17 protein-coding genes are annotated in these 13,737 nt (G+C 50.9%); 9 read left to right on the top strand and 8 right to left on the bottom strand.

Annotated elements, in window-relative coordinates; translation table 11 throughout:
• Positions 1–34 precede the first annotated feature (34 nt).
• A complete protein-coding gene (gene mgtE / locus BN1247_RS10105) occupies positions 35–1,393 on the bottom strand; it encodes a magnesium transporter (protein ID WP_054950274.1) in 1,359 nt (452 codons plus the stop codon).
• Positions 1,394–1,563: 170 nt separating this feature from the next.
• Positions 1,564–2,928, bottom strand: coding sequence for a MurT ligase domain-containing protein (locus tag BN1247_RS10100; RefSeq protein WP_074011116.1), 1,365 nt, complete (start codon positions 2,926–2,928; stop codon positions 1,564–1,566).
• 130 nt (positions 2,929–3,058) lie between these two features.
• Between BN1247_RS10100 and BN1247_RS10095 the strand changes: the two genes are divergently transcribed.
• Together BN1247_RS10095 and BN1247_RS10090 are read left to right on the top strand one after the other, a co-directional pair.
• Positions 3,059–3,682: a fumarylacetoacetate hydrolase family protein gene (locus tag BN1247_RS10095; RefSeq protein WP_054950273.1), complete on the top strand. Its 624-nt coding sequence runs from the start codon at positions 3,059–3,061 to the stop codon at positions 3,680–3,682.
• Between the two features lie 78 nt (positions 3,683–3,760).
• The gene (locus BN1247_RS10090) at positions 3,761–4,378 is read left to right on the top strand and encodes an NUDIX hydrolase (RefSeq protein WP_054950272.1); all 618 of its coding nucleotides are present in this window, start codon (positions 3,761–3,763) and stop codon (positions 4,376–4,378) included.
• A gap of 89 nt (positions 4,379–4,467) precedes the next feature.
• Here BN1247_RS10090 and BN1247_RS10085 read toward each other — a convergent pair whose 3' ends face one another.
• The 4 genes from BN1247_RS10085 to lepB all read right to left on the bottom strand — a co-directional run bounded on the left by BN1247_RS10085 (position 4,468) and on the right by lepB (position 6,365).
• Positions 4,468–4,773 carry a hypothetical protein gene (locus BN1247_RS10085; RefSeq protein WP_187119764.1) on the bottom strand — a complete coding sequence of 102 codons (306 nt, stop codon included), beginning with the start codon at positions 4,771–4,773 and terminating at the stop codon, positions 4,468–4,470.
• Positions 4,774–4,954: 181 nt separating this feature from the next.
• Positions 4,955–5,287: a hypothetical protein gene (locus BN1247_RS10080; RefSeq protein WP_054950270.1), complete on the bottom strand. Its 333-nt coding sequence runs from the start codon at positions 5,285–5,287 to the stop codon at positions 4,955–4,957.
• Between the two features lie 117 nt (positions 5,288–5,404).
• Positions 5,405–5,674, bottom strand: a complete 270-nt coding sequence (locus tag BN1247_RS10075; protein WP_054950269.1) for a hypothetical protein — start codon at positions 5,672–5,674, stop codon at positions 5,405–5,407.
• 130 nt (positions 5,675–5,804) lie between these two features.
• Complete coding sequence (gene lepB / locus BN1247_RS10070; protein WP_054950268.1) at positions 5,805–6,365, bottom strand: signal peptidase I; 561 nt, start codon at positions 6,363–6,365, stop codon at positions 5,805–5,807.
• Between the two features lie 447 nt (positions 6,366–6,812).
• Between lepB and BN1247_RS10065 the strand changes: the two genes are divergently transcribed.
• The 5 genes from BN1247_RS10065 (at position 6,813) to BN1247_RS10045 (ending at position 11,647) form a co-directional block, all read left to right on the top strand.
• Positions 6,813–7,010 (top strand): alanyl-tRNA editing protein, encoded by a 198-nt coding sequence (locus BN1247_RS10065; RefSeq protein WP_054950267.1) that lies wholly within the window; start codon positions 6,813–6,815, stop codon positions 7,008–7,010.
• A gap of 18 nt (positions 7,011–7,028) precedes the next feature.
• Positions 7,029–7,844, top strand: coding sequence for a TrmB family transcriptional regulator (locus BN1247_RS10060; protein ID WP_054950266.1), 816 nt, complete (start codon positions 7,029–7,031; stop codon positions 7,842–7,844).
• 150 nt (positions 7,845–7,994) lie between these two features.
• On the top strand, positions 7,995–8,750 hold the full coding sequence (locus BN1247_RS10055) for an AzlC family ABC transporter permease (RefSeq protein WP_054950265.1): 756 nt from the start codon (positions 7,995–7,997) through the stop codon (positions 8,748–8,750).
• 104 nt (positions 8,751–8,854) lie between these two features.
• Positions 8,855–9,190, top strand: a complete 336-nt coding sequence (locus BN1247_RS10050) for an AzlD domain-containing protein (RefSeq protein WP_054950264.1) — start codon at positions 8,855–8,857, stop codon at positions 9,188–9,190.
• Between the two features lie 261 nt (positions 9,191–9,451).
• Positions 9,452–11,647: a thioredoxin domain-containing protein gene (locus tag BN1247_RS10045; RefSeq protein WP_054950263.1), complete on the top strand. Its 2,196-nt coding sequence runs from the start codon at positions 9,452–9,454 to the stop codon at positions 11,645–11,647.
• 72 nt (positions 11,648–11,719) lie between these two features.
• On the opposite strand, the gene BN1247_RS10040 is transcribed toward BN1247_RS10045, so the two are convergent.
• Positions 11,720–12,127 (bottom strand): hypothetical protein, encoded by a 408-nt coding sequence (locus BN1247_RS10040; protein ID WP_054950262.1) that lies wholly within the window; start codon positions 12,125–12,127, stop codon positions 11,720–11,722.
• Between the two features lie 115 nt (positions 12,128–12,242).
• On the opposite strand from BN1247_RS10040, the gene BN1247_RS10035 reads away from it, so the two are divergent.
• Positions 12,243–12,476 carry a glutaredoxin family protein gene (locus BN1247_RS10035; RefSeq protein WP_054950261.1) on the top strand — a complete coding sequence of 78 codons (234 nt, stop codon included), beginning with the start codon at positions 12,243–12,245 and terminating at the stop codon, positions 12,474–12,476.
• A gap of 41 nt (positions 12,477–12,517) precedes the next feature.
• Here BN1247_RS10035 and BN1247_RS10030 read toward each other — a convergent pair whose 3' ends face one another.
• The gene (locus BN1247_RS10030; RefSeq protein WP_054950260.1) at positions 12,518–13,180 is read right to left on the bottom strand and encodes a hypothetical protein; all 663 of its coding nucleotides are present in this window, start codon (positions 13,178–13,180) and stop codon (positions 12,518–12,520) included.
• Positions 13,181–13,394: 214 nt separating this feature from the next.
• Here BN1247_RS10030 and BN1247_RS10025 point away from each other — a divergent pair, with 214 nt between their 5' ends.
• Positions 13,395–13,658: a hypothetical protein gene (locus tag BN1247_RS10025; protein ID WP_054950259.1), complete on the top strand. Its 264-nt coding sequence runs from the start codon at positions 13,395–13,397 to the stop codon at positions 13,656–13,658.
• The last annotated feature ends 79 nt before the right edge of the window (positions 13,659–13,737 follow it).

Raw genomic sequence — 13,737 nt, 5'->3', positions numbered from 1 at the left:
ATAAAACGCGGTCCGGTCAATTATTTCGGCAGTGTTACAGGTTCAAGATGAGCCGCGCAATCGTAAAGTACAAAATGAGTCCCGTACCGTCGACGAGGGTCGTAATAAGGGGCGCAGAAACGACGGCGGGATCCATTTTTAAACGATGTAAAATGAGCGGCAAAACAGCGGCAACGATCGAGGCCCAAATGACGATCGCAAACGCGGTTAAGGAGACGACGGCCCCCACTTTGAAGTCGACCCCGAGCATCGCGGCGCGGACGTAAGCGATCGCCCCTAGAGCGAGGCCTAACAACAAACCGGTCGCTATTTCTCGCGCTAGGACGCGAAACATATCTTGGAAGGTCACCTCGCCGACGGCTAAGGCGCGTACGAGCGTACTCACCGTCTGTGAGCCGGTATTTCCTCCCGTGCCGATCAACAGTGGAATAAAAAACGACAGCGACACCATTTGCGATAGGACGTCTTCGAAGTAGTGCATGATCGTGCCCGTGTATGCGGCAGCGACGAACAAAAAAACGAGCCAGACGATCCGTTTGCGGAATAACACCCAGATCGGTGTTTTAAAATACGATTCGGACAGCGGCTGGCTGCCGCCTAATTTTTGGATGTCTTCCGTCGCCTCCTCATGAATGACGTCAATCAAGTCGTCGACGGTAATAATGCCGATTAACCGCTGCTCACTGACGACGGGGAGGGCGACGAAGTCGTAGCGGGTGAGAATGTCGGCGGCATCTTCCTGAGGTAAGTGGGCGCTTACGGAAATGACATCGCTCGTGACGATATCTCTTAGACGCGTGTCTGGCGGCGCGAGAATGGCATCTTTTAACGAGACGACACCGACGAGTTCCCCATACACATTGATGACGTAAATATAGGAAATGAGTTCTGCTTCGTGACCGACTTTGCGTACGTGGCTAAGCGCCTGTTCCACGGTCCAGGAGACGCGAGCAGAAATGTACTCGACCGTGGCCAAACTGCCGGCCGTGTCTTCGGGGAACGTCATTAACGTATCAATTTTTTGGCGGTAGTCGTCCGGTAGCAAGTCTAATAGCCGCGCCTGTTGCAGCGGGTGAAGCGATAGGAGCATGTCGACGACCGTATCGCTTGACATGTGCCGTAAAAGTCGTGAGGTAATGGAGACGTTTAAGTGGTGTAAAATTTGGTACTGCCGTTCCGGTTCAGCGTATTCTAACGTCTCCGCGGCTAGCGAAAACGGTAACGCGCTTAAGAACGTCAGTTGTTCATCTAACGTCAGCTCTTGTAAGATTTCGTCTAAGTCATACGGCTGTAACGATTCGACGCGCTCGAGTAGGGCGGTCGCCGGATCGTCGCTCTGTAAGATGTGGCGAATGTCGTCGAGCAGTGCTTCGCGGGTTGCGGTGGCAGTCATGAAATATCCTCTCCTTTTTTAGGTACTTCTTATATAGCACTGTCCAAGACGTGAGCGAAACATCCGATATCATTAGAAAAACCCTCCGGACGAGGGAGGGTTTTTCTAATTTACAAGTAAAAGACATTCGCGTCAATAGACGGACGTGCATTTTTGTACACGCAGGTCTTTTACCCTTCAGCCGGCACGCGTTCTTGGGCTAGCAAATGGTCCCTAATCGCGTACAGGGACGTATACGTCGACAAGATGTAAAGTTGGTAGCCGTCTGGTAATGCCGTGAGTGCCTGGTCGACAGCGGACAACGCGTCACCGTCTACGACTTTCGTCAAACGACCGAGTTCCGCTTTCTCTAAGCGCGTACCCATATCGGCCGCGCGCGTTCCTGTGGCCCAAATGCGTTCGAGGCGGGAGAATGTGCGCAGTTTTTCAAAATTCGTCTGTTCGATCCACGAAATGTCGGTTCCGTCCGCGGCGCGGTCGTTTAACACGACGACTAAGTATGAAGGGTGCTCATCTTGCTGTAATGCAGTAAGGACTTGGTTACATCCGGTCGTGTTTTTCACGAGTGTCAACAGAACCGGCTTACCGGAAGCATTTAACCGTTCCATGCGCCCTAAACCGGTAGATAAGGATGTTATTTGTTCGCTGAGCACGTCGCGGTTGACTCCGAGAAAGTGCGCCGCGGTAAGTGCGGCAGATGCATTATAGACGTTGTAAAGGCTCGGGGAGCTAATAAACCCCGTTTGTCCGTTGAACGAAAACTGGATACCGCCCTCGTGCAAACGGACGTGATCGACAGCAAAGTCTGGTTTGGCACGTTTAAACCCGCAACCGTGGCAACGATAAAAACCGAGTTGGCCGTAATGGTAGCGCGTGTACGCGAGCTCGGTCCCGCACTTGCGACAGTACTTCCCGTCCGCTCCTTCCCGCGCGTCGGAGGAGGGGAGGGTGCTAGAGTTCACGCCGTACCACGTGACGTTCTGCTTTTGCGGAGCGATGGAAGACACGAGAGGGTCGTCCGCATTGAGCACGATTCGGGTGTGAAGGGGAGCCTTGTTTAAGGCGTCCTCGACAAATTTTACGACCGTTTCCACCGTGCCGAAGCGATCTAATTGGTCGCTAAAAAAGTTCGTCACGAGCACGGCGCACGGCTGCAGCGGTTCGATCACTTTAGAAATTGTCGCTTCGTCCACTTCGATGACCGCCGTTTGCCCCGGCTTGCTTTTATCGTAACCGTCGATGAGTGCTGACACAATCCCTTGGATCAGGTTGGCGCCGAGACTGTTTGAAATAACGTTGCGCCCGTCAGCACGCAAAAATTGAGTCAGTAAGTTACTCGTCGTCGTTTTGCCGTTCGTTCCCGTAATGAGGACGACGTTTCCTTGTAGTTTTTCACCGTAATAGGCGAGGATCGTCGGGCAGATGGAAAGGGCGACTTTACCGGGCAAGGTCGTTCCTTTTTTGCCAGAGATGCGCAGTATCCACTTGACAAATTTAGCTGCCGTGTTCGCAAGATGTACGCGTAATCGATTCACATAAGTCCCCCCAAACAAAAAGTGACACACACATTACTACAAAATGATAGCATGCGCGTACAAAAAAATGTACTGGAAATGGGGAAAAGATGTTATGATTTAGTCAAAAAGTGAAAAGGGGAGCGCAAATATGGACATTGGTAACATATATTGTGTCGGGCGAAACTACGCCCTACATGCGGCGGAATTAGGGAACGAGGTACCAAAGGAGCCGTTTTTGTTCTCCAAACCGACGCACGCCCTCGTGCGCGCAGACGGTAGGGAGATTACGCTTCCCGGGAAGCGGGGGGAAGTGCACCACGAAATCGAGTTCGTCGTACATATTGCAAAACCGTACACAGAAGGCTTGGCAGTGGAAGACGTCGTCGACGAGATGGCGCTCGGTATCGATTTTACACTGCGCGACGTGCAAAGTAAATTGAAAAAGAAAGGGCACCCGTGGCTCTTGGCGAAAGGTTTCCCGAATTCGGCAGCGATCACGACGTTCCGGTCGTTTCCTAGCATCGTATCATGCGAGCAGACAGACTTCTCTCTTTACAAAAACGGTGAACAAGTACAAAAAGGAAACATCGGGGAAATGTTGTTCGATTTACAACACATTATTGCTTTTACTGCGGAACATTTCGGCTTAGGAAGGGGTGACATTATTTTTACGGGGACTCCCGCAGGAGTTGGGCCAGTCGCGGACGGGGATCACTTAGACTTGTGCTGGGGAACAGAGACGCTCGGCACGTGTACAGTGAGACTCGGTTAGTAGTTTTGTAAAAGATGTACAAGAGCTCATGTTTTCCTGCGTCTATCTATAAGTAAACGAAAAAGTGGGGTCTTAACGATGACGAACAAATGGCTCGAGTGGGCCAAACGCATTCAAGCGATCAGTCAAAACGGACTTACGTATTCCAAAGACGTATTTGACATTGAACGGTTTACGGCGCTGCGTCAAATGAGTGTGGAAATGATGGCGGCACTCACTCAGACCGCCCCGGAAAAAATCGCTAAGTCGTTTGCGAGTGGTACCGGTTATGCGACACCGAAAATTGACGTGCGCGGTGTCGTATTTCAAAACGATCAGCTCTTGTTCGTTAAAGAACGGACGGATGGCTTTTGGTCATTGCCCGGCGGTTGGGCTGACGTCGGACAATCGCCGTCAGAAGTTGTCGTAAAGGAAATTAGAGAGGAAGCGGGTTACGTCGTTACGCCTGTAAAGTTGCTGGCGGTGTTCGATCAGCAGAAACACGCGCACCCGCCGTCGATTTATCACGCCTATAAGCTGTTCATCTTGTGTGAGATTACGGAGTTGGCAACGCGCGACACGACCGAGACGAGCGATGTGCAGTTTTTTTCCGTAGAAACGTTACCGCCGCTGTCGACGAGACGGGTGACTCAGTCACAAATTGAACAAATGTTTTCCTTCTTACAAAATCCAGAACAAGCGACGTTGTTCGATTAATGACGTGTGCGATTAATTTTGGTAATAGGCGAGAACATGGCCCCGCTAGTTGCGGGGCCGATTGCGGCGAGTTGGAAGAAATTTAAGAATTACCACCACCACCAAGCGAGTGAAAACGCCGCAATCGCTGCAAACGGAACAAAGAACGGGGCAAAAAAGAACTGGACGGTTTTTGTCCGTGGCGAGGAATTGTTAGCGTCACCGATGGCGTGAGCAGTTTTACCTTTTTTACCGCCCTTCATCCATATCGCGCCGTCTCCCATCGGCGCAAACATGATCCCGTCATCGTGAACTTCGTGAATGACGCCATCCATGACGGTACCATCTTTAAATTGCATTTGCACAGGCTTTCCGATGTGCTCATGACAGAAACCCATCATTCCGTCGTAGCCCACCATATTCACCCCCCTCCTGCAAGTGAGCACTAAAGGTGTATCCTCCTTTTGTGAGATCCCTTTACATTATGTTCGAGGACAGGGGTTTGTAAGGGTGAGTATCCCGCAGGAAATAAAAAAAGTGGTGAATAGGCAGAGTGGGTTCGCGGCGTTTAGGTCGGGCTGACCGTCACTTGTTCGCTTAAATGCTGTGTGCGTCGTCCGTTAAAGTTAGTAAACCGTGTTCTTCGATAAACTGCTTTGTACGCGGCGTGCCTAATTGGTAAATCGCTCGGTACACATTGTGCAAGTTTTCATCGTATGCGTCGTTCGGCTTGTCTTCGCTATACGGCTTAATCGGAATGTGTGCACGTAGAAATGACTGCCAATCTGTTGCAAATTGTTCCGTAAACAACTTTTGGAGCTGTTCGATTTCCTTAGGTGTCGCTTCAATTTCGAAATCGAATGCCCCATCTGCTTGATCTTCGAGAATTGTGCCGCTGCCGACAGCGATATAGTACGTTTTTTTGTCCATTTTTTATTATTTCACTCCTACCATACGGCGCGTTCTATTTAGGGCCATATTTGCTACTTCGTTAAATTTTGTTCAAAAAAAAGGGGAAGCCTTCCAAGGCTCTCCCCGCGCTCTGTGCTATTGGTAATTATTTTGTTGTGCTTGTTGTAGTTGCTGCTGCGCCTGTTGCAAGTCTTGCTGGACGCTTTGCAGCTGCTGTAACTGCTGGGCATCGGCTTGCGCCGACTGCTGCACTTGCTGTAGTTGTTGCTGTGCTTGTTGCAATTGCTGCTGCGCCTGCTGAATTTGTGCTGGATTGGCACTCGTTTGCGCCTGCTGAATCGCTTGTTGTGCCGCCTGAATCGTCTGCTGCAACTGTTGTTGCTGTTGTTGGTTTTGCTGAGCCATAAAGGTGAAACCTCCTTGTTCAGATCGTTAACAGTTAACAGTTTTAAGCATGTGCATTCGCGCGGCGTTTATACACTTCAGTTAATCGATGTTGTCGCTGAGCCCCGGCCAATTATTGTATGGTAAGCTGTTAGTTCCACGATATTTTTTTTCCGAGGATATGGCTCAGTGGAATGTAGCCTAATTCACGGCTATCTGCACTTTCATTTCGATTGTCACCTAAGACGAACACATGCCCTTCCGGAACGTTGAACACGCGATCGTCGGTGGCCATCGTTTCCATAATGTACGGTTCGTCTAACGGGTCGCCGTTACGATACACTTGATTATTTTTAAATTCCAAAATGTCACCAGGCTTGCCGATTACCCGCTTAACATACACATATTGATCTTCCTTATTCCCGAGGCCGAGTAACATAAACAGCGGGTGTTCGAACAAATCGTCGGCAAGCGAACGCTTTCGATCGACACGACTATCTATGATGACGATGTCACCGTAATCGGGCACATAGTTGAATGTATGGGATAGTTTCGAAACGTATATACGTTGCCCGTTTTCCAGTGTCGGATCCATGGAGTGTCCGGATACGATTGAAGGTTGCACGATAAAGATTCCGATAACGATAGCTAAAACGACAGCGAATGACAACGCGGCGAGCCATTCTCCAACGACTTTCATACCTTTATTCATAAAACACCTCAATCTCCTAAACTGTACGCCAAAAGAATACCATAAAACGGCCTTAATTGAAACAAATGATCTATTCACTCGCCAGCGGTATTTTAACACCTAAAATTTTTTCACTATTCTTTCCGCGGCTAGCGCAAGTCAAACAATTGCAGCGACCTCCAGAAATTAATAAGAGAGAATCGAGCGGACAATCCGTCTTCACAGATTATTTTATCTTGACTTTCTGTAAGTGGTTAGCTATAGTAAGTAGTAATCTAACTACTAAGTGACTGGTTTCTGGGCAACCCGATTAGATGTATGAGTTTCTTCCTAGAAGCTCCATCTTCGAAACCCATTTTCTTATAAAAGAGTCCGAATAATCATTCGCGGTTCGCTTAAGGCTGAACCGTTTTTCTACGACAGGATTCACGTAGTTAGTGCCGTGCGGAAGCAGAAAAAACTCCCGGCATGATTAAGACCGTTGTCAGTTTGCTTCCGCCTTCGGTCAAGCAGATCCGCCTCGTCGCGATCGACTCCGTCGACGAACAAGCGTGCGGAGGAACGCACGTGGGGCGAACAGCAGAAATTGGGCGCATGGAAATTACTGCTGTAAAAAGTAAAGGAAAAAACAACAAGCGCCTAAGTGTAAGAGCAATCGATAACTAATGAGCGGATGGGTGAGCGATGGAAGAAATTTTTAAAGCACTGCAAAAGCTCGGTTTTTCGCAGTACGAGTGCAAAGCTTATATCGGCCTGTTGAAGGGCCATCCGGTGACAGGTTACGAAATAAGCAAACGTTCTGGTGTACCGCGCTCGATGATTTACGAGGTAATGGGGAAGCTGATGGACAAAGGCGCTGTCCACCTCGTGCCTTCCGAACCGGTCACGTACTCGCCGCTACCCGCCGAAGACTTAATCGGGCGGCTAAGGGATCAATTTGAGCGGTCGTTTTCATTTTTAGAGCAAACGCTGCCGAAATTGCAGCAAGAGCGGGAGATGGACACCATCTGGCACATTCGCAGTGACGACCTCGTCTTACACGAAATGGCGGACATTATCAGCCGCGCTGAAAAGGAATTATGGTTGTCAATCTGGGAACCGCAAGTGCCGATCGTAAAAGAGGCAGTCGCGCGTCATCTTAGCGAAAGAGAAGGGGTTCATGTGTTTTCGGTGCTTTTCGGGGCACCGGATACAGAAATCGGGGTGACATTCCACCACGATTACATGACGCCAGAGGTCGTCAAAGCGCGGACAGCGGGTCACTTAACGATTGTCGCCCGCGATGGAGAAGAGGTGTTGATCGCCAACTTTTCGGATAAAACGACGAGCTGGGCGGTCAAAACATACGATCCGGCGCTCGTACTCGTCGCAACAGAATACATCCGACACGATATTATGATCGAAGAAATTACCGCACAGTTTGGATCAGAGAAATTGGACGCCCTATGGCGAAATAATCCCGATCTCGTTCACGTTGTGACGGGGAAGCGCTCCGACTAACAGCACATAATTTTTGGACACTTGCTGTTACAGTTAACAGCCTATCGCCAAGTGTGATAGAGCAATCGACGATCGGTTGGCAAATGAGTGATCACGATATAGATGGGCAGAGCAGGAAAAATATAGTGTACGGGCTTGGGTGGAGGAATGATGAGCAAAAAAGAGATACAGTTAGCAAATCCGTCAGTCGTTAAAGGCGACGGTAGTTTCATACAAGGCGTGAAAGATTGCTTACCGACCGTTTTAGGTTATTTGAGCATCGGGTTCGCAGCTGGTGTCGTCGAAAAAACAGCAGGCATGTCCTTGGCGGAAATTGCGTTAATGTCCTTACTTTTGTATGCTGGCTCGGCGCAGTTTATCGCTGCTGGAATGCTGGCAGCTGGCAATCCGACGACCGCCATTATCTTCACGGTGTTTTTTGTCAACTTGCGCCATTTGTTAATGAGTGCAGCGCTTGCGCCCTACTTTCGCCATTTGCCTGTGTGGAAAAACGTCTTAATCGGTTCGCAATTAACGGACGAAACGTTCGGTGTCGCTGCCGCGGAACTGTCCGGTAAGCAGAACGGCAACGTGTACTGGATGTTTGGACTTAATCTAACGGCTTACTTGAATTGGTTGCTCGCTAACCTCGCCGGAGGAGTTTTTGGCCAGTGGATCACTTCGCCCGAGAAGTTCGGTCTCGACTTTGCGTTGCCAGCGATGTTTATCGGCCTCTTAATGCTGCAGTTGACGGAGCGTTCCCAGTTTGGCGTCGATCTCGTCGTGGCAGTGAGCGCGGTGGCGATGGTTATTGTCGGATCGGTGTTTGTGTCTGAAAGTGCCGGCGTGTTAATGGCTACCGTCGTCGCTGCAAGTATCGGGGTGTGGAGCGAGAGGAGGCGGACGGGTCAAGCTTCTGGCTTCTGACAATACGACAAGTGCCCAAGGCGGGCAAGGATTAAAATAGCGGCTAGGGATTAGAACACCGACTAGGGAATTAAAACAACGGGAGTTGGGAGGATGGCGTTAAATTGGAAGTGAGATGGAGTTTTTTCTTGATGCTACTTGGGGTGTCAGTCGTTACGCTCATTCCGCGAGTACTACCGCTCATTGTGTTAAGTAAAATTGAGTTGCCCGAGTGGGGGATGCGCTGGCTGAACCATATACCGATTGCCGTCATGTCCGCGCTGTTGGCACAGGAGCTGCTCGTGTCGAATGGGTCTTTCGCGCCATCGCCACAGGGGTTAATAGCCGCACTACCCGCGTTTGTCGTTGCATTTATTTCACGCAGTTTATTAGCCACCGTCATAACTGGTTTAGTGGCAATGATGTTATTGCGAAACTTTGGTTCATTGTTGGGTCTTTAATAAACGATTTTCAAAGTTGCATGTATAACATATGGCGCGTATAAATCAGTATGATCTCGGGCGGTGGTAAGATAATATAGTGAATAAGGGTAGTACCCCTTTTGGAGTGTTAATACGTACACGGTAAGAGCGCACGTATTCTCCGCTAGGGTAAAAAGCAAAGCAGCTGGGGAAAGTACAGGAGTATCCCATGGTCCCAACTGAGGAATCTGTCTATCTCAATCGCTATCATACGGAACGATTACACGGAGGTGTCACCGCGTGGAAAAACCGAACCTAACACCGAACCGCCTCATAAACGAAAAGTCACCCTATTTGCTACAGCATGCCTACGACCCCGTCGACTGGTACAACTGGGCTGACGGCATAAAAGAGGCTGCTAAGCAGGATAAGTTGATCTTCCTCTCGTGTGGGTATTCCACTTGTCACTGGTGTCACGTTATGGCCAGAGAATCGTTTGCCGACGAAGAAGTGGCGACCCTACTCAACCGCGAGTACGTAGCGATTAAAGTCGATCGCGAGGAGCGACCGGACATCGACCACCTTTACATGACTGTTTGCCAAATGATGACCGGGCACGGCGGCTGGCCGTTAACGGTCTTGTTGACGCCGCAGCAGCAACCGGTTTTCGCCGGGACGTATTTCCCGAAGAAGAACAAATGGGGACGACCGGGGTTGCTCAGTATATTGACGCAAATCGCCGATAAGTGGCGCGCGGATCGGGACCACGTCCTCGAGATGGGAGAGAAAATTGCGGAAGCGGTGAAACCACACGTCGCCACCCCGACATCGTTTGTCACGTCGAAGGAGGGAAAGGCAGCTCGGGATCAGCGAGAAGAGCAGCTACAGTCGCAGTTCCAACAAACTGTCCACGAGTCGTACCGGCAATTTGCGCAGCAATTTGACGACGTTTACGGCGGGTTTGGGGAGGCGCCGAAGTTTCCTTCCCCACACAATGGCATGTTTTTGCTCAGGTACTACCGACAAACAAAGGAAAAGCACGCGCTGGAGATGGTGGAAAAAACGCTGGACGGAATGTACCGCGGCGGCATGTACGACCACATCGGCTACGGCTTCGCTCGCTATTCGACGGACGAAAAATGGCTTGTGCCCCACTTTGAAAAAATGCTGTACGACAACGCGCTGTTAGCTTACGTCTATTTGGAGGCATACCAAGTGACGGGAAAAGAACATTATGCCCGCGTGGCTGAGCAAATATTTACGTACGTGTTGCGGGATATGACGGATCCGGACGGCGGTTTTTACTCGGCGGAAGATGCCGATTCGGAAGGAGTCGAAGGGAAGTTTTACGTTTGGACGCCGCAGGAAGTGTTCAATGTGTTAGGCAGTGAAGTAGGCGCACTCGTTTGCGACTATTACGGTATCGATCGCGTCGGCAATTTTGAAGGGAAGAGCATTCCGCATGTGATCGGGCGCTCGGCAGAGCAGTTTGCGGATGCGAAAGGGTTTTCCGTCTATGTGTGGGAGGAACAGTTGGCGGAAGCGCGAGAGAAGCTGTTTGAGCGGCGCGAGATGCGCGTTCACCCGCATAAGGACGATAAAATTTTGACGGCGTGGAATGCGCTTATGATCGCCGCTTTTGCAAAAGGGGCAAAAGTGTTACAAAATTCTGGTTACCGGGAAGCGGCGGAACGAGCGGTCCAGTTTATTCTCACCCGACTACAGCGAGAGGACGGGCGATTACTCGCACGCTACCGCGACGGGGAAGCCGCCCATCTCGCATACGTGGACGACTACGCCTTTTTCGTGTGGGCGCTACACGAACTGTACGAGGCCACGTGGGACGTCACTTATTTGCAACTGGCCGAGCGCTTTAACGATGACATGCTACGTTTATTTTGGGATGAAGCGCACGGCGGCCTATATTTTACGGGGACGGACGGCGAGCAATTGTTGGCGCGACCGAAAGAAATTTACGACGGGGCTATACCGTCTGGGAATTCGGTTGCGGCGTACAATCTATTCCGTTTGGCACATGTGACTGGACGCACCGATTTAGCGGAAAAAGCGGATCAACAGCTCGAGGCGTTTGCCGCTGTCGCCGAGCGGGCACCGACCGGTACAGCCTTTTTCTTATGTGCGGTACAATTGGCGACAGGGCCGATGGAAATGGTCGTCGTCGCTGGGGACGGTCAACCGTCGACCATACCGTCGACCATGCCGTCGGCGACACAGTCGGCCATACCGTCGACGACACAGTCGACCACACAGTCGACCACACATATGTTGCGCAACGTGCAGCAAGCGTTCTTACCGGGAGCGGTTCTCCTGTACCACTCCGCTGGGGAAGAAGGCGCGAAATTGGTCGAGCTAGCACCGAGCGTCGCGGAGCAAAAAATGCAAGATGGACAGGCGACCGCATACATATGTAAAAACTACGCCTGTCAGGCGCCGCTTACCGATCCGGCACAGTTGCGCGAGCAGTTGCGTATGTAGCATGTAGATGGTGTACTAGGCATTGGACAATTTTGCCCGCTCTGTTGTCAAAGTTGAAAACTTAACGCCGGCCTATGGTTTCCCCCGATCGAGTCTCGCTCGGAACGTGACTCGGATTTGCGGAACACCTGCAGCATTCGTCATTTTTGTTGCAACTGCCGCCATTGCCGAATCTATCGCCTCTGCCGTAACCACCACATTTTTCGTATTCACCGCTGCATTAGACGTACTTGTTGCCTCTCCCTTGTCCGTCGTATTCGCCAAATGTGTCGTGTTAGTCGACGAGTGTGACATAACAGCTGGATGGGGCGCTTCAGCCGTTTGCGCCGCCTCGCCAGCGAGCAACTGGTCGTCGTACCAAACCCAAAACCATTCGCCCGGATATAGCAGACCGTAACCGTACGGCCTTAATGACGACCAGCGGCGATCCTCATCGCTCTCACCTAGCAACTGAGCGGCTCGTCTTATGGCCTGTTTCACGGACAGCACCTCGTTTCCATCTTTTTTGTTTATACATATGGGCGGCTACATTCGTCCTATAACTTGTTGCACATCATTCGTCGTTTGTGTATGTTGGAGAGGGGAGGTGTGGGTAATGAAAGTGATCGTTTATTCGCGGACGCACTGTCTCGAATGCAATGTGCTAAAAAAGTTCTTGAAGGATTATCGCATTCCTTATGAAAACCGCGATTGCAGTAAACATCCGGAATATACCGAAGAGGTTAAACGGTTGGGGTTTCTTGGCGTCCCCGTTACGGTAATTGGCGATGAAGCGGTGCAAGGCTTGGAGCCGGAAAAAATATTGCAGTTGCTTGGTAAGGGCGAATAGCCACTTGACATTCGCTTGTCAAGTGGCTTGCGTTTTTTTCGTTACATATAGCGAGGGATGTGGCGATCAGGTTGTGACGGCGGACGGTAACCGATTGCAGATGCGCCCGCTTGTGGCATCTGGGTGGACGCGGACTGGTGCACGGGCTGTTGCTCTGTATGCCGTTTAAGACGTTCATATATATTGCCATACGTGCGCGTCCGTCGCTGTGCCTGTTGCGAATAGGCGTGCTGCTGAAGTGGTGGTTGAATCGATGGCTGCACGCGCGGTTGCGCCGGCTTGCCGATGGGCGCAGTAGCAGGTACATGCTGCCCCATCGTCGACGGTTTAGCCTGCATGTGCTGCTGCATGACGGGTTTATGCGCTTGCATGTGTGACGCGTACGTTCTTGGCGCCATCGCTGTTTGCGGCTGAACGCCTGTTTGCGGACTGTGTGCGTATGCCCACTGCTCTGTTTGCGACAGTTGTTGTACTTCCCGCGAGACGTTTTGGATGATCCGGCCGACTTCCTGTAACTTGGAAACAGCTTGTGCTTCCCGCTGTGCGAATGTATGCATTTGACCAGCCACTTGGTGCGGCTTGGTCGTCGATTGCGCCATCTGTTGGTTACTACGCTCCACGTGTGCCAACTGTTGCACGATTTGTGCGGCATGGTTTAAGTTTTGATTGATCCGTCCCACGATTGTCTGAATGTGTTGCTGCACGACTGTAACCCTCCTTTTTGCGTAATGTTTCCTTGCATTCAATAATATGAGTGAAGCAAGTTCCTAATATGTATCGAGCATGCTAGTCCCCTACAGGCCAAAATAAGGATAAAAAAAACGTCTTGCATGTTTGACGTGTGAAATGGGGACATAACTACATAGGTGGTTTGAGACGACCACACGTATTGTCGCCAAAAAGGAAGGGGGTCGTGCGATGATTTCGGAAGAGGAAAAAGAACGGCTGCGCGCCAAAGATTCCCTCGACGACGGTCGCCGTGCGGTGATGATGGACATTGATCGCATGATTAATGAGGGGATGGCTGGCGGCCGCGTCAATCGCGACCAAATCGAAGGTGCGACCGCAATGCCAGATGAGCCAGAAGCACGCTTAACGGCTGATGCGACAGGCGATCTGTCCCTTGAGGAAGGGTTTCCGAGTACGAGTGCAAGAGAACCTGCCATACGCGACGAAGTGTAGAAAAAACCCGTCCGCATCGCTGCCTGTGCAGTAGGCGGGCGGGTTTTTGCGTGTCGATTGGAGGAGCGAATATCGTGGT

The sequence above is a fragment of the Numidum massiliense genome (genome assembly GCF_001375555.1).
In the GTDB taxonomy this organism is placed as follows: domain Bacteria; phylum Bacillota; class Bacilli; order Thermoactinomycetales; family Novibacillaceae; genus Numidum; species Numidum massiliense.
Note: the sequence above shows the minus strand (reverse complement) of the source record. Positions and strands in the feature narration are given on the sequence as shown.

Bases quoted from the DNA above. Each gene is read 5' to 3' on its own strand.
- mgtE (WP_054950274.1), bottom strand. From the start codon at position 1,393: ATGACTGCCACCGCAACCCGCGAAGCACTGCTCGACGACATTCGCCAC.
- BN1247_RS10060 (WP_054950266.1), top strand. From the start codon at position 7,029: ATGGAAGAAATTTTTAAAGCACTGCAAAAGCTCGGTTTTTCGCAGTAC.
- BN1247_RS10065 (WP_054950267.1), top strand. From the start codon at position 6,813: ATGATTAAGACCGTTGTCAGTTTGCTTCCGCCTTCGGTCAAGCAGATC.
- BN1247_RS10025 (WP_054950259.1), top strand. From the start codon at position 13,395: ATGATTTCGGAAGAGGAAAAAGAACGGCTGCGCGCCAAAGATTCCCTC.
- BN1247_RS10090 (WP_054950272.1), top strand. From the start codon at position 3,761: ATGACGAACAAATGGCTCGAGTGGGCCAAACGCATTCAAGCGATCAGT.
- BN1247_RS10055 (WP_054950265.1), top strand. From the start codon at position 7,995: ATGAGCAAAAAAGAGATACAGTTAGCAAATCCGTCAGTCGTTAAAGGC.
- BN1247_RS10080 (WP_054950270.1), bottom strand. From the start codon at position 5,287: ATGGACAAAAAAACGTACTATATCGCTGTCGGCAGCGGCACAATTCTC.
- BN1247_RS10075 (WP_054950269.1), bottom strand. From the start codon at position 5,674: ATGGCTCAGCAAAACCAACAACAGCAACAACAGTTGCAGCAGACGATT.
- BN1247_RS10095 (WP_054950273.1), top strand. From the start codon at position 3,059: ATGGACATTGGTAACATATATTGTGTCGGGCGAAACTACGCCCTACAT.
- lepB (WP_054950268.1), bottom strand. From the start codon at position 6,365: ATGAATAAAGGTATGAAAGTCGTTGGAGAATGGCTCGCCGCGTTGTCA.
- BN1247_RS10035 (WP_054950261.1), top strand. From the start codon at position 12,243: ATGAAAGTGATCGTTTATTCGCGGACGCACTGTCTCGAATGCAATGTG.